Source organism: Actinomadura sp. HBU206391, from assembly GCF_014323665.1.
In the GTDB taxonomy this organism is placed as follows: Bacteria; Actinomycetota; Actinomycetes; order Streptosporangiales; family Streptosporangiaceae; genus Actinomadura_C.
In genome coordinates this window covers 1-18,202 of sequence record NZ_JABVEB010000071.1, presented here as the reverse complement: position 1 = coordinate 18,202, position 18,202 = coordinate 1, and the positions used below count along the sequence as shown (strand labels likewise).

Below are 18,202 nucleotides of genomic sequence, written 5' to 3'. Positions count from 1 at the left end.
GAAGGTCCACGGCGGTCGTCTAACCTGGCCTCATGGCCCGACCACGGCGCCCGCCTCCTCCCCCGCTCGAGACCAATGACGTTCGCGTCGCCGCCGCCGGCGCGGCCGCCTGGGCGGTGGCGCTCGTCGTCCTGCTCGTGATCGGGCTGCCCGAGGCCGACCGCTGGTGGCTGTGGGTGTGCGTGGTCGGTATCGCGATCGGCCTGTTCGGGGTGCTGTACATCCCGCGGCTGCAGCGCACCCGCGCCGCCCTCATCGCCAGCCACGCCGGCAAGCACGCCGCCGTCGACCAAACCGATGCCGAACGCCCGGTCGCCGATGGAACCGGCGACGGCGGATCGGCCGGGACCGGCGCGCTCGACGGTCCGGTCGCCGACGACGCGGGGCACCGCGACGCCGGGCACCCTGAATCCGGGCACCCTGAATCCGGGCACCGTGAGGCAAGCCACGGTGAGGCCGGCCCCGGTGGGCACGCCGCCACTAACCCGGACCGCCGGCCGGGTTAGCCGTCCACTAGCCGGACGCGTCCAGGTCGGCTTCGGCCAGCAGCGCCGGCAGCTCCTCCGGATCACGTAGCACGGCTTCGACCAGCAGCCGGTCCGCCCAGCGCCCGGTCGCCCACGCCAGACCGCGGGCAAGCCCGGCGAGGCCGCTCGCGTGCACTGCGGCCCCGTCGAACCGCCACGGCACGGCGAGACCGTCCACGATCAGCGGATCGTGCGCGACATAACGCTCCGGGGCGTCCGGCAGCACCTCGCGCACGACGTCCGGCACCGGCCGCTGCGTCCCCCGCGACTCCACCGCGCCGGCGAGCTCCTCGCCCGCGAGCGGGATGTCCAGGAGCTCGGCCAGCGTCCCCGCGCCGTCGTACGCAGCGATGATCAACGGCTGCCCGGCGAGCAGTGGCAGCAGGTCGGGGCTGTCCAGGATCAGCGCGTCCTCCGCCGGTACGACCTCGGGGTCCCGGCCGGTCACCGCCCGTACGCGGGCCGGCGGCTCGATGTCCGACGGTTCGTGCCGGGACAGCTCGGTCCACAGCTCCCGCAACTGCGCCCGCGAGACCGTACGGCCGGGCTCGGCGAGCAGCGCGAGCAGTTCCTCGGCGCCGCCCGGCTCGGCCAGCAGCTCGGCCAGCGACGTGCGCACGCCGAGCACGCCCAGCAGCCCCGCGTCCAGCCCGGCGGGCGCGAGGTCGTACAGCCCGGCGAGCAGCGGGTCGGCACCCGGTGCGGCCAGGTCGGCCGGCCGGCGGCCGCCCAGCACCGGATGCCGGCGCAGCCACCACGCCGTGTAGGACGGCACGGCGACCCGGCGGCCGTCCCCGAGCAGCACATACGCCGGATCGGTGACGGCGGCGCGCAGCGGGGGTTCGGCGAGCATGCGGAGCGCGGTGCCCCAGTCCTGGACCAGCTCGAGGTCGCGTACGGCGACCAGCTCCGGCAGCATCGGCGGCATGTCCTGATCGGGCAGCCGGGCCAGCACCTCGTCGGCCCAGTCCTCCTCGCCATCGAGATCGAGGGCCGGGTCGGTCACGGGCACGTCGTGCTCGCGCACGAGCGCGAACGTCACGAGGACGCCGACCGCCTCGAGCACCTCAGCGCCGTACCGGTCCACCAGTGCGGGGTCGGCCACCCCGAAGGGGGCGTCGCCGGCGACCACCTCGTGCAGCGGGCCACCGGGCAGCAGCAGCTCGCCCGCGGCGTAGAGCTCCCCGTCCGCGCCGGGCAGCGCGAGCTCGGCCAGCCACGGCTCCTCGCCGGGCGCTGGCTTGGCGGCCGCGACCAGGCCGAGCACGGCGCGCGCGACCGGCTCCGGGTCATCGGCGTCGTATGAGCCCGCGACGGCGGCGCGTACGGCCGGATCGGTGAGGATCGCGCGCGGACCCGCCTCGATGGCGCCGAGCCGGTGCAGCAGCGGATGGGCCGCCTCGGGATGGACGAAGCGCAGATCGAGGGCGGCCAGTCCGGCCGGATCCACGCCCGACCCGGCGATCAGCAGACCACGCGGGCCGCGCGCCATCCGTACTCCGCCGCCAGGGAACGGACGGCGCGCGGAGAACTCGACCGGCCCCGCCTCGGCCGATTCGGGGGCGTCCGCCAGCGGCACCGGCAGCGCACCGAGAGCATCGGCGTCGGTCCCCGTCAGCGCGTCGTAGAGACGGTGCCACCAGGCCGGCTCGCGTTCCAGCCCGGCGAGCGCGTCGATCACGTCGGCGAGCTCGACCCTGCGGACCCCCAGCGCGGCCAGCGCCGGGTGCCGCACCGGCCAGCCGACGGGCAGCAGGCCCGGCAGCACGGGGGCGAGCAACTCGAGCAGCGCCCCGGACCCGTCGACGGCGACCGCGTCGCGGCCGCGCTGCAGCCCGGCCTCCGTCAGATCAGGGCTGGGCGTCAGATCATGGCTGCGCGCCGGATCAGGGCTGTGAGAGGGGCCGGGCAGCAGCGGTACGCCGGGGAGCGTGGCGAGGACCGCGCTGCGGATCCTGGCGTCCAGCTCTCCGGCCCCGACCCGGCCCGGCACCAGGTCGAGCAGGCGCGGGGTCACCGGCATGGCGCGGAGCAGATCGACATAGGCCTGCGCCGCCCGCTCGACCAGGAAGTCGGTGAGCGGACCCGGAGCCGCATGCCGCCGGTCGGGCGCGAGCGGAAAAGACCCGATCAGCAGGGCGGGCAGGCCCAGCGGCTCGTCGCTCGGAGTCGGCGCGTGGATCACGGCCGGCACGTCACCGGGCAGGCTCGACCCGTCCGCGAGAGCCGCCCAGCGAACCTGCCAGTACGGCCGCGCCCGCTCCTCGGTCGGCCGGTCGGCCAGCAACTCCGGCGGAATCTCGCCATGTGCCTCGGCCGTCCGCCACTCGGCACCGTTGATCGTCGCGGAGCCGTCGGCGTGCGTCGCGGTGAGCGTCCGGGCGCCCCCGTCGACCTCGATCTCGATCTCGTCGAGCGCGGGCAGCGACAGCATCAGCGCCGGGCCCACCTGATCGAGCGCCCGGCGCACCGACCGCTCGGCCTCGGCGTCCCGCAGCGGCAGCCGCACGACGGTGTCGTAGGTCTCGGCCCGCTGCTCATGAGGCCCGGCCGGTCCGGCGGGGAAGGGCAGGCGGAGCACGGGGACCTGACCGTCCCGGCGGGCCAGTTCGTCGGCGAGGGCGGGGATCCGCTCCACCAGCTCCCGCGTACGGGCCGCCGACCACTCGACGCCGGCGATCCGGCCGCGCAGATCGTCGGGCTCGTCGCCGGACAGGGCGTCGCCGGACAGGGTGGAGACGACAGAAGGCTCGTCGCTGACCGCGACGACCGCCGCGAAGCCCACGCCGAAGCGGCCCGTCGCGCCGGTCTCGTCGCGCTTGGCCGAGGCGCGCAGCGTCGAGAGCGCCTCGACCCCCGCGGCGTCGAGCGGCGCGCCGGTGTTGGCCGCGGTCAGGACGCCGTCACGCAGGCTCAGCCGCAGCCGCCCGGGAACGCCCGCGCGCAACGCCGCGTCGGCGGCGTTCTGCGCCAGCTCGATCACCACCCGGTCGCGGTAACCCCCGAGCGCGTGGTCCTCCTCGGCGTTGGCGTCCTCGCGGAACCGGGCCGGCGCCGCCGCCCATGCCCGGAGCACCCGCTCGCGCAGGTCCTCGGTCCCGAAGGGATCTTCCATCGTCACGTCACCGCCGATCACCGTGCACCTCGACCCTGACGCCTTCGGCCCGCCCGTGCGACTGCTCGAGTGGCCGCCCGTGCGACCGCCCGCGAGGCCGCCCGAGTGGCCGCTCGGGGGGTCTCGTGGGCCTTCGTCGCACCGCGGCGGCGATTCAGCTGTGCCCCAGGGCCTCTTCGTCGGCGATGGAACCGGCCCCCACGATGTCGTAGCCGAGCTCGTCCACGATCGGCGGCGCGTATTCGACCGCGGAGGGTGCGACGACGGCCTCGGAGTGCGCGCCGCAGCCGTGATCGACCGCGACCACCTTGCCGTCGTCGGGGGCGTACTCGTTGGAGCAGACCCCGAACAGCTGTCGCAGCGCGCCGGCCAGCGGTACGAAGAAGCCGCACGTCGAGCAGGGCGCCGGCGCCGACGCGGCGATGGGGGTCCGTGGTCCGGCGGTGCCCTCGTACCAGCGCGCGGCCACCTCGTCGCGGCCCTCGGCGGACAGCACGCGGGCCCGGCCGAGGCCGAGCTCCCACAGCATCTGCCGGTCGGTCGCGTCGTCGACCTGGGTGAAGCCGGGCGCGAGCCGTACGTCGTCGGCCGCGGTGGGCAGCAGATCGCCGGGGCCGAGGTCGCCTGGCCGCAACCGGTCGATCCATGGCACCCACTGCGGGGGCATCACGGCCTCGTCGCCCGGCATCAGCACGCATTCGCTGACCGTCACGGCCTTGGCGCGCGAGGCACGGGCGACGGTGACGGCCCATCGCCAGCCGTTATAGGCCGAGTCAAGACATGCGAAATAGTGGGTGACCACCCGGTCTCCATCAGCCTGGAGACCCAGATGTTCACCGACGGGGCCCGGCCAGGCCGTCTCCTCGGCGGCGGCACGCGCCAGCTCTACCGCATCCGCGCATGCGGCATCGACGACAGGGGTACGGGTCCGGCGCGTGGGCGCGGCACTCGATCGCGGCAGTGGGCTCACATACACGATTGTCCCTCATAGACGGGCATGACAGCGCACCATGGGCCACGGTTAGGACACGGATTCCAGGAAAGGCCCAGTCTCGGAGAGACTGGTGGGATGGGAGTGAGGGCGCACATGAGAAGCGCCGGGCGATCGGTTCGCGGCGCCGGGCGATCAGTACGGGGCGCCACCCGCCGGATCGCACGGACCACCAGACGTGTCACACATGCCCAGGGGGCCGGGCGCAGCGGCCTGGGCAGCCTGATCGAGGCCCATGCCGTCAACAGCGCCGGCGACGCACTCGTGGCGGTCGCGTTGGCCGGCACGATCTTCTTCGGGCTCGACGTGAACCAGGCGCGCGGCCAAGTGGCCCTGTACCTCGTCGTGACCATGGCTCCCTTCGTGTTGATCGCTCCCCTGATCGGTCCCGCGCTGGACCGTATGCGCTCGGCCCGCCGGGTCGCGATGGCCGGCACGATGCTGGCCCGCGGACTGCTGTGCTGGGGCATGGCGGGCGCCGTGTCCCACGGTGACGCTGTGACGTTCCTGCCTGCGGCCTTCGGCGTTCTGGTGCTGTCGAAGGCCTTCGGCGTCCTGCGCAGCGCGGTCACACCGCGCGTGCTCCCCGATCAGATCACACTCGTGACGGCGAATGCCCGCGCGTCGTTCGCCGGACTGATCGCCGCGTCCATCACCGCACCGGTCGGGGCGGGCCTGGGGGTGCTGATCGGCCAGGACTGGCTGCTGCGCATCGCCATGCTGGTGTTCATCCTGGGCGCCGTCTTCTGTGTGCGGCTGCCCAAGCACGTCGACACCCCCGAGACCGCCACCGAGCCGGACCGGCCGGGCGAACGCGCCAGGTGGCGGAGTCTCCTGCGGGTCGGCCCGGCGGTGGGCGACGCGATGCTCGCCAACGCGGCGCTCCGCGCGTTCTCGGGCTTCCTGATCCTTTACCTCGCCTTCCTGCTCCGGGAACAGCGCTTCGACCCGGTCTCGCCGAATGTCGCACTCGGGCTGCTGGTGGCCTGCGCGGGGGCCGGCGGCATGGTGGGCACGGTGCTCGGCGCCCGGGCGAAGGCCCGCGCGCCACAGCTGATCGTGTTCGGCACGCTCGCCTTCGCGACCACCATGGCGGCGGTGGGCGCCGTGTTCTTCGGCCTGTGGGCCGCGCTGGCGGTGGCGTTCGTGGGCGCGTTCGGCCAGTCGCTGGGCAAACTGTCGCTGGACGCCGTCGTACAGCGGGAGATCGGCGAGGAGGTGCGCTCCTCGACGTTCGCGGTGTCGGAGACGCTGCACCAGCTGGTCTGGGTGCTCGGAGGGCTGATCGGGCTCGGCATGTCCACCCGCTTCGACGGACGGGTGGCACTGTCGAGCGTCGCGGCGGCGCTGGGCCTTTCGCTCGTGCTGCTGCTGACCCAGCGGGTACGACGGCGCGCACGGCGCACCCCCGCACGGATGCCCCGCCCTGCGGGCGGCGAGGCGGCGGAGGCCACCGCGAAGTCCCCGTAGACGCGAAGAGCCCTATGCGGACAGATCGTCGGCGACCGCGCGCAGGACAGTGGCGATCTTCTTTGAGTCGCCGGGAGACGGGTGCTTGCCACGCCGGTAGGTGGTGGAGATCGCGTCGAGGAGTTTGATCAGATCCTCGATGATCATCACCATCTCGTCGGGCTTCTTGCGCCTGGCCTTGGCCACCGATTTCTCGACGGAGGGCGGCGCCTCGAGCGGCCGCACCGAGAGCGCCTGTTGCCCCCGGCGGCCTTCGACCACGCCGAACTCCACCCGCTGTCCCGATTTCAGCGACGTGACGCCGCTCGGCAGCGCAGTGGAGTGCACGAACACCTCTCCGCCGTCATCGCGGGTCAGAAATCCGAAACCCTTGTCGGTGTCGTACCACTTGACCTTGCCAGTGGGCACAGGTGACCTCGTCTAGCTCTCGTGTGAATTGCTTCAAGGTTAGTGCCTCGACGCCGAAACGGTGAACACGGTATCCGCGATCAGCCGATCACGCCGAGATCGTCCAGCCGGTCCGGAAAGGACAGCAGATCGGGGAGCACGAGGTCGGCGCCGTAAGCCCGCAGTGCCGCAACATCGAACGGTCCCGTGGCGACCGCGACGCTGCGAGCGGATGCGGCGCGCGCCGCATCGATGTCACCGATGTGATCGCCGACATAGACGGTGGCGCGGTGCTCCATCAGCGCCCTGCCCTTCTCCGCCGCCCACAGCGAGCCGACGACGCGGTCGACGGGCAGGTCCAGGAACCGGATGGTGCGCTCGGCGTCGCGCTGGTTCTTCGCGGTGACGACGATGACCCGCCCGCCGGTGTCCCGGACGGCGGCGAGGGCCGTCACGGCCCCGGCCATGGGCGTCGTCACGGGGACGGCGATCCCGGCGTAGAGCTCCCTGAACCTGGCCACCATGACCGGCACCTGGTCGGCGGTGAACCAGTGGGCAAGCTCGATCGCGAGCGGCGGCCCGAGCCGGGTGACGCTCAGCTTGCTGTCGATGAAGACGCCGCTCTCGGCGCTCAGCGCGTCGAGAACCGCACCGATGCCGGCCCTGGTGTCGGCGAGTGTCATATCGAGGTCGAAACCCACGGTGAAAGCATGGTCGTGCACGGTCGACAGGGTATGAGATGCATATGGTGGATATGTCACCTGCCCCGCTCAGCAGGGTGCGCGCACGCACCCGCGCCCCCCTGGTAGTGGCGATGCGACGGGATCCGAGTAGGAGGGCGCGGGAGTCTGGCGCGAAATACAACTCTGATTTTCTATCGACCGGATCTGGCGAATCCGCTCGTCCGAAACAACAGTTTCGTGATCCGGGATATACCCAGTACCCGACCCTCGAACCGTGCTGAATCTCGGGTCGCCGCTCCGGAGAGGAAGACGTCATGGCGGAACATCCGCACGACAGGCCGGCCGGCGATCCGCCGTCCGGGCGGGCCACGAGCACCGAGGTCGCGGCCTCCGCCACTGCCCCGTCGCCCGGCGCCGCCCCGCCGCGCGAGCGCGAGACCGCGGCCACCGGCTCGCGTTCCCGCCCTCTGCGCCGCCTCAGGCGTCCGGCCACGGCCGGGCTCCGCACGCGACTCGTCGGCGCGATCGCGACGATCGCCGCACTCGCCACCACCGTCGTGGTGGCCGTGCTCGCGGTGCACATCGTGTTCGCGGTGTTCGAGGCCAACGGCTCGAACGACATCGTGATCGCGTTCCGGGACTGGGCCGACGGGCTCGTCTGGCAGTTCAAGGACGTGTTCGCGCCGCACGACCCCAAGGTGGCGGTACTGGTCAACTACGGGCTCGCGGCCGTGGTCTATCTGGTCGCGGGGCGCATCGTCGTCGGCCTGATCCGGCGCCTCGGCTGATCAAGGGTTCCTCTGATCCGCCGCTTCGGCCGATCAGGGGTTCCTGGTGATCAGACGCCTCGGCCGATCAGGGGTGACCGGTCGAGGGGAGGGCGTGCCAGTCCTCCCAGGAGATGTCCCGTCCGGGATAACGCACGGACTTGAACGGCCAGGTGGTGGTCACCCACTCGCGGACGAACTCTTCGAGTTCCTCCGCCACGCTCGATCCGTCCCGGTCGCTGCGCACCCAGAAGACCGCCTCGGCGTCAACACCGACCTTCCTGGGCGGATCGATCCGGACGGTCCCGAGCAGCCGTGACTCGTCCGTGGTCAGCACCGCGAAACTGAACGATCGCCGCAGCTCGCCCTCCCGCTGCCGCCACGCCACGTCGATCAGAGTCTCTTCGAGGCTCAGATCGGCTTTCGGCCACCCGTGGATTTCGCCGAACTCGGCCCACAGCCGTTCGCGGCTGCTCATGACCGCGTCGTAGGCCTTCACCACGTCGTGCACTGTTATGGGCCGAATTCGAAACCGCAGTCCGGCGACCAGGGTGGGCACAACGAAGTCTTCGGGCAGGAAGGCCACCTCGACCCCTTCCATCGACGAGCGGGTCACCGAACTCTAGTGCTCCCATGGCCGGGTACGGGAGATCACTGCCGCAACACGCTCCGAATACCCGGCGCGAGCGTGGTGGACGGGGAAAGCCGTCTTTCACCCGCGCGTCCGTTCATTCGCCTCCCGCCTGGCGACGCGCCACGACGACGATCATCGGCCGGGCCGGGATCGCGGGCATAAGTCTGCTGAGACGGCAGTAGTGTCATGCCGGAAGCGTCCTGCCGGAGGAACACAACGATGACGAGATCCACGCGCGAGCGGATCGTGGCCGAGGCTCTCCGGCTGTTCGCCGATCGGGGTTACGCCGCCACGTCGGTGGCGGAGATCGAGGCGGCCTCGGGGCTGTCACCTGGGGCGGGCGGCCTCTACCGGCATTTCCGGTCCAAGGAGGAGGTGCTCGCCGCGGCCATCCGCGAGCACATCACCCGGACCAGGGAGCAGCTCAGCACCTACCTGCAGCAGGCGAGCGCGCTCCACGACGAGCCGCTGGCGGCCCGGCTCAGCCTCGCCTGCCAGGTCGGGCTGGCGAAGATGCGAGAGGAACAGGACCTGATCAGGGTGCTGTTCCGCGATCTCGATCAGTTCCCTGATCTGGTCGCGGAGATGCGGGAGGGCATCGTCAACCCGCTGTACGACGGGATCGCCACCTGGCTGTCGGCACAGCCCGAACTCGCCGACGCCGACGAGGACTGGCCCGCGATCGCCTCGATCCTGGGCGGCGCCGTGGTCAACTACTGGCTGGCCAACGAGTCGCTCTACGAGCCGCCCAAGCGGATCGACGAGAGCCGGTTCGTCGCCGCCTGGGCCCGCCTCGCGCTCGGCCTGATCAGCGCCGACCGTACCCCCGCCTGAGCCCGCGCCGTCCGGCCCTCTGACCGGGGCCGGGGCCGCGCTGCCCCCGTAGAGACCTCCGCCGAGACCCCGTGGAGCCTCCGGGGGCGCAGGTCGGCGGTGCTCCGGCCCCGTGTGGGGGGAAGGTGCTCCGCCGAAGCGCTTCGCCGCCCGGTTAGTTTGTACGGATGGACTCCTACGCGGATTGGCTGCGAGCGCGCGGTGACGAGGACCTGCGCACCATGCTCGCCCTGCGGCCGGAGTTGATCACCCCCGTCCCCTCTGATCTGGGCTCCCTGGCCGCACGTGCGGCCGCCGCGGCATCGATCTCCCGCGCGCTGGACCGGCTCGACCGGTTCACCCTGAACGTGCTCGAGGCGCTGCTGGTCCTGGCGCAGCCCGTCCCGCAGGAGGTGCTCACCGGAACCCTCGTCGGCGACGCCCGGCGCGACGGCCCGGCGGACGTCTCCGAGCCGGATGTGCATGCCGCCGTCGACCGGCTCCTAGCCCATGGCCTGGTCTGGGGCGACCGGGAGGCTCTGCGCACCGCCCCGGGCGTGCGGCAGGCGCTCCCCCACCCCGCCGGGCTCGGCCCGACGGCGCGCGAGGTCTTCGCGGGCTGTTCCGCCGACCGGCTCCGCGCGCTCTTCGACGCACTGCGGCTGTCGACGGCGACGGCGTTCGCCGACCCTTCGGAGCTGACGGCCGTGCTCGCCGACCGGCTGAGCGCTCCGGACGACCTCATCGAGGCCGCGGGCCCGCCGGCCCGCGCCGCCCTGAACGAGCTCGCCTGGGGACCGCCGATCGGCCGGGTCGACAACGCCCGCCGCACGGTGCGGATCGACACCGCGAACAGCCCCATCGAGCAGTTGCTGGCCCGCGGCCTGCTGGCGGCCACCGACGACCGTACGGTCACGCTGCCTCGTGAGGTGGCCCTTCACCTGCGGCAGGGCCGGCTCTTCCAGGACCTCACCACCGAGCCCCCGCCGCTCGACGGGCCCGTACGCGACCCGGCGCTGATCGACCGGACGGCGGGCGGGCAGGCGTTCACCGTCGTACGGCTGGTGGAGGACCTGCTGGAACGCTGGGGAGTCGACCCGCCCGCGGTCCTGCGCACCGGCGGCCTGGGCGTACGAGATCTGCGGGCGACGGCCGCGCTGCTCGACGTCGAGCAGTGGACGGCCGCGCTGCTGCTCGAGACGGCCTACACGGCCGGGCTGCTCGCCCGCACCGGCGACGCCGACGGCGAATGGCTGCCCACCAAGGCCTACGACGTGTGGCGGATGCGCGACACCGCCGCCCGGTGGAGCGAACTGGTCACGGGATGGCTGGACAGTGACCGGGTACCCGGACTGGCCGGCGAACGGGACAACCGGGACAAGACCATCAACGCGCTCGCCGACGAGTCGGTACGGGCCATCGCGTCGCACACGCGCAGGGCGGTGCTCGTCGCGTTGGGCTCCACCGCCGCGGCGCCGAACGCCGACGCCGTACGCGAGCATCTGGCGTGGCGCGAGCCCCGGCGCGGGCGCTGGCTGCGGGACCGGCTGGTCGGATGGACGCTCCGGGAGGCGGAGGTGCTCGGCCTGACCGGGCTCGGCGCGCTGTCGTCGCACGCCCGGGCGGTGCTGTCCGGCCGGGACGCGAACGCCGAGCTCACCAAGGTCCTACCGGAGCCCGTCGATCACGTACTGGTCCAGGCCGACCTCACCGCGATCGCCCCGGGGCCGCTCGTCACCGAGCTGTCCCGCGAGCTCGCGCTGATGGCCGACGTAGAGTCGACCGGCGGGGCGACCGTCTTCCGGTTCACCCCCGAGTCGGTGCGTCGTGCCCTGGACGCGGGGCGGACCGCCGCCGAGCTCGCCGACCTGCTCACCCGCCACTCCGCCACGCCGGTCCCACAGCCCCTGACGTATCTCATCGAAGACGTGGCCCGCCGGCACGGGCATCTGCGGGTCGGCATCGCCTCGTGCTACGTCCGGACCGACGACCCGTCGACGCTGGACGAGCTGATGGCCGACCGGCGGGCGGTCGCGTTGCGGCTGCACCGCCTGGCGCCGACGGTGGTCGCCTCCCGGCTGCAGCGGCCCGAGCTGCTCGAGGCGCTGCGCGGCCTCGGCCTGGCGCCGGTCGCCGAGTCGTCGGAGGGCGGCGTGGTGGTGACCCGGCCGGACACCCACCGCGCCGAGCCGTCGGCCCGGTCGTTCCCGGAGGCCGCGACGGAGGGGTCCCGGCTGTCACTCGACCCGTCGATCCTGACCGCCGCCGTACGGGCGCTGCGCGCGGGCGAGGAGGCCGCCCGGATGACGGTCCCCGACGGTGAACCGCCGCGTACGCCCTCGATGGCGACGATCGACGAACTTCGCGGAGCGGTCGAGCGGGGCGCGCGGGTCTGGATCGGCTATCTCGACCAGCAGGGCCGGGCCTCAAGCCGGATCGTCGAACCGGCCCGGGTCGAGGGCGGATTCCTCACCGCCTACGACGCCACCCGCGCCTCGATACAGCGGTTCGCCCTGCACCGCATCACCGGCATCGCCGAGGTCGACGACCCCACTCCTTCGCCGCCATGACACTGATTTCGGTCGTGGGGGGAACCAGGAAATAGCGGGTTCAGTCCAACCATTGACGCCATCGAGCTAGTAATCTTCAAATCTCGACCGGCAGGGGGAGAGGACCGCTTTGAGTGGGTATGGAGGCCAACCTCCGGGCTGGCAAGATCCCTACGGCCAGTCCGGCTACCAGGGCGGCGGACCGCAGGGATGGCAGGATCCTTACGGCCAGCAGGGCCAAGGCTACGGACCCCCCGGCGTTCCCTACGGCTCATCCGGGAACGGTTCGACCATCGGGGCGCTGATCTGCAACATCCTCCTCACCGTCCTGTGCTGCAATCTGCTCGCCATCCCCGGCATCGTCACCTCGACGATCGCCATCAACCGGGTGCAGACCAACCCCGACTCGGCCCGTACGCTGACCGCCTGGAGCTGGGTGCTCTTCGCGGCCAACATCGTCATCATGATCACCTTCGTCACGGTGGGCATCTTGCTCGGCTGGTTCGACAGCGATTCGTCCAGCGACTTCTGATCCCTGGGCCGCGTCCGCTCCTGGGGCGACTCCTGATCCTCGGGTGACTTCCGGGCATGAAACCGCGCGGGAAGACACAGGGGGTCTCTGGCTGTTGCACACTTGTTGTCCTCAGTCGAAAGGCAGCCAGTGACCGACGGCCCTCTCATCGTCCAGTCCGACAAGACCCTGCTGCTCGAAGTCGATCATGATCTCGCCGACCAGTGCCGCCGGGAGATCGCCCCGTTCGCCGAGCTGGAGCGGGCGCCCGAGCACGTCCACACCTACCGGGTGACCCCGCTCGCGCTCTGGAACGCCCGCGCGGCCGGACACGACGCCGAGCAGGTCGTCGACGCGCTGCTGAAGTTCTCCCGCTACCCCGTGCCGCACGCGCTGCTCGTCGACGTCGCCGACACGATGGCGCGGTACGGGCGGCTGCGGCTCGAGAAGCACCCGACGCACGGCCTCGTGCTGCTCTCGACCGACCGCGCGGTGCTCGAGGAGGTCGTACGCGCCAGGAAGATCAAGGGGCTGCTGGGCCCCCGGGTCGGTGCGGACGGCGTGGCGGTGCACCCGTCGGAGCGGGGAACCCTCAAGCAGGCGCTGCTGAAGCTGGGCTGGCCGGCCGAGGACCTCGCTGGCTACGTCGACGGCGAGAAGCACCCGATCTCACTGGCCGAGGACGGCTGGGCGCTGCGGTCGTACCAGAAGCACGCCGCCGACGCCTTCTGGCACGGCGGCTCCGGTGTGGTCGTCCTCCCCTGCGGCGCCGGCAAGACGATCGTCGGCGCGGCCGCGATGGCGCACGCCGGTGCCACGACGCTGATCCTCGTGACCAACACCGTGTCGGCGCACCAGTGGAAGCAGGAACTGCTGAAGCGGACCTCGCTCACCGAGGACGAGATCGGTGAGTACACCGGCACCAAGAAGGAGGTCCGCCCGGTCACGATCGCCACGTACCAGATCATGACCACCCGCCGGCAGGGCACCTACCGGCATCTGGAGCTGTTCGACGCACGCGACTGGGGCCTGGTCGTCTACGACGAGGTGCACCTGCTGCCTGCGCCGATCTTCCGGATGACCGCCGACCTCCAGGCCCGGCGGCGGCTCGGTCTCACGGCGACGCTGGTGCGCGAGGACGGCCGCGAGGGCGATGTCTTCTCCCTGATCGGGCCGAAGCGCTACGACGCGCCGTGGAAGGAGATGGAGACCCAGGGCTGGATCGCGCCGGCCGACTGCGTCGAGGTGCGGGTCACCCTGACCGACGCCGAGCGGCTGGCCTACGCGACCGCGGAGCCCGAGGAGCGCTACCGGTTCTGTGCCACCACCGACACCAAGTCGCAGGTGGTCGAGACCCTGGTGGCACGGCATGCCGGAGAGCAGACCCTGGTCATCGGCCAGTACATCGACCAGCTCGACGAGCTGGCCGAACGCCTCGATGCTCCGGTGATCAAGGGCGAGACCCGGATCCGCGAGCGGGAACGGCTGTTCGACGCCTTCCGGTCCGGTGAGATCTCCTGTCTGGTCGTCTCCAAGGTCGCCAACTTCTCCATCGACCTGCCCGAGGCCTCGGTGGCGATTCAGATCTCCGGCGCGTTCGGGTCCCGCCAGGAGGAGGCACAGCGGCTCGGCCGGGTGCTGCGGCCCAAGGCCTCAGGAGGCGGCGCCCGCTTCTACGCCGTGGTCTCGCGCGACACCCTCGACCAGGACTACGCCGCCCACCGGCAGCGCTTCCTGGCCGAGCAGGGCTATGCCTACCGCATCGTCGACGCCGACGCCGTGCTGGCGGGCGAGGAGATCTGAGCCGATGATGCTCGACGTGGTGGCCTGGGTGCACGCGGTCGACGGGCGGATGCTGACCGTACGCGCCCGTGGCCGCGACCTGCTCTACCTGCCCGGCGGGAAGCGCGAACCCGGCGAGGACGACATCGCGGCCGTGTCACGCGAGGTCCGCGAGGAGCTGGGCGTCGTGCTGACCGCCGCCTCCCTGAGGCCGCTCGGCGTCGTCGAGGCGCCGGCGCACGATCAGCCGGACGGGGTACGCGTGCGGATGGCGTGCTTCACCGGTGATCACGTCGGTCCGCTCGCGCCGAGCGGCGAGGTGGACGAGTACGTACTGGTCGGCACGGACGACCGAGACCTCCTGGCCCCCGCCGCGCGGCTGGCCCTCGACCTGGCCGAGCGGCACCGGCTGCTCGGCGGCGGCCCGGCCACGGACGTCTGAGGTCCCCCGGAGCAGCCGGTCAGGCCTTGGCGAGCATCCCGCCGACGAACAGCACCGCCTCGGCGGCGACCCAGACGAGCGCCGAGATCGTGAGGGTCCGATCGAGCCGGGCGTCGTCACGGCGGATCCGCGGCAGCACCCACGCGGCGACCGCGATGACCGCGGCCACCACCGCGGGCACCAGCGAAACGGCGATCGCGTCGTCGAACCGGCCGGCGCACCGCAGATCACGGGTCTCACCATCGGCGCAGAAGGCCGCCTCGCCCCAGCCGCCGAACCCCGAGAACACCCAGAGCAGGATCAGGGCGCAGTTCGCCACGGTCGGTATCACCGGTGATATCCACCAGCCGCCATCGTCCCTGGACCTGGCCTGCACGCCCGGAATGTACCGCGCAACCCCATCCGTCTAAACCCGAAGCACGACATCGGCCGGAAAACGCATGGATCACAGCACCCTTTCGACACCGCCATGCCATTTCAAAAAGAGCCGATCTTGTGATTATTTCTACGTAATCATCATGGTTTGCCAACGGCTTTGTATGGATGGACGGTGGCGTACAGCTTCCAGATCCCATCCCCATTGAGGACCACCTTCGTAAAGGTGTAACTCACCCCGCGCGGCAGCAGCAGCTCGCGCTGTTCGGGGTGGCTGCTCTCAGGACCGATCCATAGTCCCGGGTGGCCCTTGGGGATATCGAGATGCACCATGTAACGGATCGGATGGGGAGTCGTGGGGACCACCGTCTCACCCAGTGACGTCGACGTGTAGCCCGGATCGGTGTGCGTCAAGCCGACGAGACCTCTCGGATCGGATCCGTCGTATCCCTTGATGTAGTCAATGGAATTGAGTCCCCGTCGAGCTTCGAGCGACTCGGGAAGCGGATGCGACACCGCCTTGTCGACGAGCGCTATCCGAGCCCTGATGTCCTCGAGCGTGGGGACCTTACCGCCGAAGACCGCCATCAGCGCCTGCCGGTCCCGGGGAATGCCCAGCATGCGGTCGAGTTCGGCCTGCGGATCATCTACCCGAAGCGTGTAACTGTACGGACGGCCGTCCTGCGAGTACATGCGGACCGCTTGTCTCTGGTCTGCGGGAAGCCCTCGGAACGTCCAGCCGAGATATCTCTGCCCATACGCCTGGCCATCGGCATCGCTTCGGAAGCGACGAACACCGAAGCCATCGGCATCAGCGGCGACCGGCGGGGCACGCGGCCGGAGAATGCCGGGCTCGTCGACCTTTCCCGGCAGGTCGGCGAACCGGTTGACGCCCTTGCCGACGAAGATGGCATTGATCGCGGCGGGAAGAACGCGGCCGACGGCCCGCCATCGTCTGTCCTTGCCGTCATTGGCGATGTCCTTGATGGACTCGTCCCATACCGCCCGGGCGGTATCGATCGGGTCGGTGGTGAACAGCCGCCTCCAGCCCTCCCACGTCTGGCCGAGCCGGGACCGACCGCACCCGATGTAGGCGGTGCAGGCCAAGGCGTTCACCGAGTCGGCGTAGGACTGGTAGCCGTCGACAGAGCCCAGCCAGAGTCCCTGGAACAGATCGCAGGTCCCCTGCAACAACTCGAAGCAGTTCAGCGGCTCGTCGTAATCCTCCGCATTGATCATCTGACCGCGCGGGACGCCCATCGACGGTCGCCGCGGGTCGATCGACCGAGCCGGAGGCCCGGGATGCCGCTCCCCGGAGGTGTGCTTGGCGGCCCGTACGGATGCCCCGCAGTCCGCACCGGTCGGTACGCATACCGCCGACTCGACATGGCGTGCCACATCGCCCGGTATCGACGACGCGGCCAGCACGGCCACCACCATCCCGACGAGCGCCACGACGGCCACGTGGCCGATGGTGCCGTCACCTCGATCGCGGTGCCTCCAGCTCCTCCAGACCGTCCCGTCACCTGGCGGCTCTCCCGTGCGCCGGCCCGCCGCCTCTGGTCTCAGGTACGCCCGGTCTCGTGAAACGAGCAGCAGGATCGCGACCGGAAAGGCCAGGCCGACCAGCCCGAACGGATCCCTTGCCGGCAACCTGCCGAGCTGCCAGGTGGCGTAGAACATCTGGAGTGCCAAGAGCGCCCACGCCGACCACCTGCCAGGACCGGTCATCAGCCAGGCCACCACCGCACCGGCGACGGCCGGCAGGGCGAGCACGAATGCCGCGCCGCTACCGCGCGCACCGCCCAGCACGATCCAGATCTGCAGCGCTGTGACCATCGTCAGCGCGGCTTCGAGGCAGAGCAGCATCCGGGCGGCGCGCACCCGCGCGGGCAACTGCGCGTCTTGAGCGCCGGCCCGTAGCGTCACGCGCAGAAGTTATCGACCGGGCGCGACTCGGCACAGGGCCTTAAGGCCTCATGCGGGGCCTACGACCCGTTCCGGCCGGTGCGCCGCTCGCCCCGGGCCTCTCCGTGGTGGCACGCGGTCCGGTCCGCATGCCGAAGGGGCGGCCCCGGAATCGGGACCGCCCCTTTGTGAACGGAGTCGAAGGCGTGGACTCAGAAGTCCATGCCGCCGTCGCCGCCGGGCATGGCGGGAGCGGGGTTCTTCTCCGGCTTCTCGGCGATGACCGCTTCGGTCGTCAGGAACAGCGCGGCAATGGATGATGCGTTCTGCAGCGCGGACCTGGTGACCTTAGCGGGGTCGAGAATGCCCGTTTCGAACATGTTGACGTACTCGCCGGTGGCCGCGTTCAGGCCCAGCCCGGGCTCGAGGTTGCGCACCTTCTCGACCACGACGCCGCCTTCGAGGCCGGCGTTGATGGCGATCTGCTTGAGCGGCTCCTCCAGGGCACGACGCACGATGGTCGCACCGGTGGCCTCGTCGCCCTCAAGATCGATCTTGTCGAAGGCGTTACGGCCGGCCTGCAGCAGTGCCACGCCACCACCGGGAACGATGCCCTCTTCGACAGCGGCCTTGGCGTTGCGGACCGCGTCTTCGATGCGGTGCTTGCGCTCCTTGAGCTCGACCTCGGTGGCCGCACCGGCCTTGATGACGGCCACGCCGCCGGCCAGCTTGGCCAGCCGCTCCTGCAGCTTCTCGCGGTCATAGTCGGAGTCGGTGTTGTCGATCTCGGTACGGATCTGGTTGACCCGCCCGGCGATCTCCGTGGCCTCACCGGCGCCGTCGACGATCGTGGTCTCGTCCTTGGACACCACGATCTTGCGGGCCCGGCCCAACATGTCCAGCGAGGTGGACTCGAGCTTGAGGCCCACGTCCTCGCTGATCACCTGGCCGCCGGTCAGCACCGCGATGTCGGCGAGCATCGCCTTGCGGCGGTCACCGAAGCCGGGCGCCTTGACGGCGACGGACTTGAAGATCCCACGGATCTTGTTGACCACCAGGGTCGCGAGCGCCTCGCCCTCGACGTCCTCAGCGATGATCAGCAGCGGCTTGCCCGCCTGCATGACCTGCTCCAGCACCGGCAGCAGGTCCTTGTTCGCCGAGACCTTGGAGGCGACGATCAGGATGTAGGGGTCCTCGAGGACCGCTTCCATCCGCTCCGGGTCGGTGACGAAGTAAGGCGAGATGTAA

16 protein-coding genes are annotated in these 18,202 nt (G+C 71.2%); 8 read left to right on the top strand and 8 right to left on the bottom strand.

Annotated elements, in window-relative coordinates; all coding sequences use genetic code 11:
• Window positions 1-32: 32 nt before the first annotated feature.
• Window positions 33-506, top strand: a complete 474-nt coding sequence (locus tag HKK72_RS20770; RefSeq protein ID WP_187236064.1) for a DUF2530 domain-containing protein — start codon at window positions 33-35, stop codon at window positions 504-506.
• A 7-nt stretch (window positions 507-513) separates the two neighbouring features.
• Here HKK72_RS20770 and HKK72_RS20765 read toward each other — a convergent pair whose 3' ends face one another.
• Window positions 514-3,642, bottom strand: a complete 3,129-nt coding sequence (locus tag HKK72_RS20765; protein ID WP_187236063.1) for a sacsin N-terminal ATP-binding-like domain-containing protein — start codon at window positions 3,640-3,642, stop codon at window positions 514-516.
• Window positions 3,643-3,796: 154 nt separating this feature from the next.
• The gene (locus HKK72_RS20760; RefSeq protein ID WP_187236062.1) at window positions 3,797-4,612 is read right to left on the bottom strand and encodes a DUF3027 domain-containing protein; all 816 of its coding nucleotides are present in this window, start codon (window positions 4,610-4,612) and stop codon (window positions 3,797-3,799) included.
• A 117-nt stretch (window positions 4,613-4,729) separates the two neighbouring features.
• Here HKK72_RS20760 and HKK72_RS20755 point away from each other — a divergent pair, with 117 nt between their 5' ends.
• Window positions 4,730-6,103 carry an MFS transporter gene (locus HKK72_RS20755; RefSeq protein ID WP_187236061.1) on the top strand — a complete coding sequence of 458 codons (1,374 nt, stop codon included), beginning with the start codon at window positions 4,730-4,732 and terminating at the stop codon, window positions 6,101-6,103.
• 12 nt (window positions 6,104-6,115) lie between these two features.
• On the opposite strand, the gene HKK72_RS42270 is transcribed toward HKK72_RS20755, so the two are convergent.
• Window positions 6,116-6,511: a cold-shock protein gene (locus HKK72_RS42270; protein ID WP_187236060.1), complete on the bottom strand. Its 396-nt coding sequence runs from the start codon at window positions 6,509-6,511 to the stop codon at window positions 6,116-6,118.
• Window positions 6,512-6,591: 80 nt separating this feature from the next.
• Window positions 6,592-7,212, bottom strand: a complete 621-nt coding sequence (locus HKK72_RS20745; RefSeq protein WP_315987360.1) for an HAD family hydrolase — start codon at window positions 7,210-7,212, stop codon at window positions 6,592-6,594.
• A gap of 275 nt (window positions 7,213-7,487) precedes the next feature.
• Between HKK72_RS20745 and HKK72_RS20740 the strand changes: the two genes are divergently transcribed.
• Entirely contained in the window at window positions 7,488-7,961 is a 474-nt protein-coding gene (locus HKK72_RS20740) for a hypothetical protein (RefSeq protein WP_187236059.1), read from the top strand.
• Window positions 7,962-8,028: 67 nt separating this feature from the next.
• Here HKK72_RS20740 and HKK72_RS20735 read toward each other — a convergent pair whose 3' ends face one another.
• Complete coding sequence (locus HKK72_RS20735; RefSeq protein ID WP_315987359.1) at window positions 8,029-8,556, bottom strand: GNAT family N-acetyltransferase; 528 nt, start codon at window positions 8,554-8,556, stop codon at window positions 8,029-8,031.
• A 237-nt stretch (window positions 8,557-8,793) separates the two neighbouring features.
• Between HKK72_RS20735 and HKK72_RS20730 the strand changes: the two genes are divergently transcribed.
• The 5 genes from HKK72_RS20730 (at window position 8,794) to HKK72_RS20710 (ending at window position 14,671) form a co-directional block, all read left to right on the top strand.
• Window positions 8,794-9,408, top strand: coding sequence for a TetR/AcrR family transcriptional regulator (locus HKK72_RS20730; protein ID WP_187236058.1), 615 nt, complete (start codon window positions 8,794-8,796; stop codon window positions 9,406-9,408).
• A 167-nt stretch (window positions 9,409-9,575) separates the two neighbouring features.
• Window positions 9,576-11,957: a helicase-associated domain-containing protein gene (locus HKK72_RS20725; protein WP_187236057.1), complete on the top strand. Its 2,382-nt coding sequence runs from the start codon at window positions 9,576-9,578 to the stop codon at window positions 11,955-11,957.
• Window positions 11,958-12,066: 109 nt separating this feature from the next.
• Window positions 12,067-12,468, top strand: coding sequence for a hypothetical protein (locus tag HKK72_RS20720; protein WP_187236056.1), 402 nt, complete (start codon window positions 12,067-12,069; stop codon window positions 12,466-12,468).
• 129 nt (window positions 12,469-12,597) lie between these two features.
• Window positions 12,598-14,250 carry a DNA repair helicase XPB gene (locus tag HKK72_RS20715; protein ID WP_187236055.1) on the top strand — a complete coding sequence of 551 codons (1,653 nt, stop codon included), beginning with the start codon at window positions 12,598-12,600 and terminating at the stop codon, window positions 14,248-14,250.
• A 4-nt stretch (window positions 14,251-14,254) separates the two neighbouring features.
• Window positions 14,255-14,671: an NUDIX hydrolase gene (locus HKK72_RS20710; protein WP_261987014.1), complete on the top strand. Its 417-nt coding sequence runs from the start codon at window positions 14,255-14,257 to the stop codon at window positions 14,669-14,671.
• A 19-nt stretch (window positions 14,672-14,690) separates the two neighbouring features.
• Here the strand turns inward: HKK72_RS20710 and HKK72_RS20705 are convergent, their stop codons facing one another.
• The 3 genes from HKK72_RS20705 to groEL all read right to left on the bottom strand — a co-directional run.
• Window positions 14,691-15,047 (bottom strand): hypothetical protein, encoded by a 357-nt coding sequence (locus HKK72_RS20705; protein WP_187236054.1) that lies wholly within the window; start codon window positions 15,045-15,047, stop codon window positions 14,691-14,693.
• 140 nt (window positions 15,048-15,187) lie between these two features.
• Entirely contained in the window at window positions 15,188-16,975 is a 1,788-nt protein-coding gene (locus tag HKK72_RS42265; protein WP_187236053.1) for an ADP-ribosyltransferase, read from the bottom strand.
• A 191-nt stretch (window positions 16,976-17,166) separates the two neighbouring features.
• Window positions 17,167-18,202, bottom strand: a 1,036-nt coding sequence (groEL, locus tag HKK72_RS20695) for a chaperonin GroEL (RefSeq protein WP_187236052.1), incomplete at its 5' end; no start/stop codon positions are given.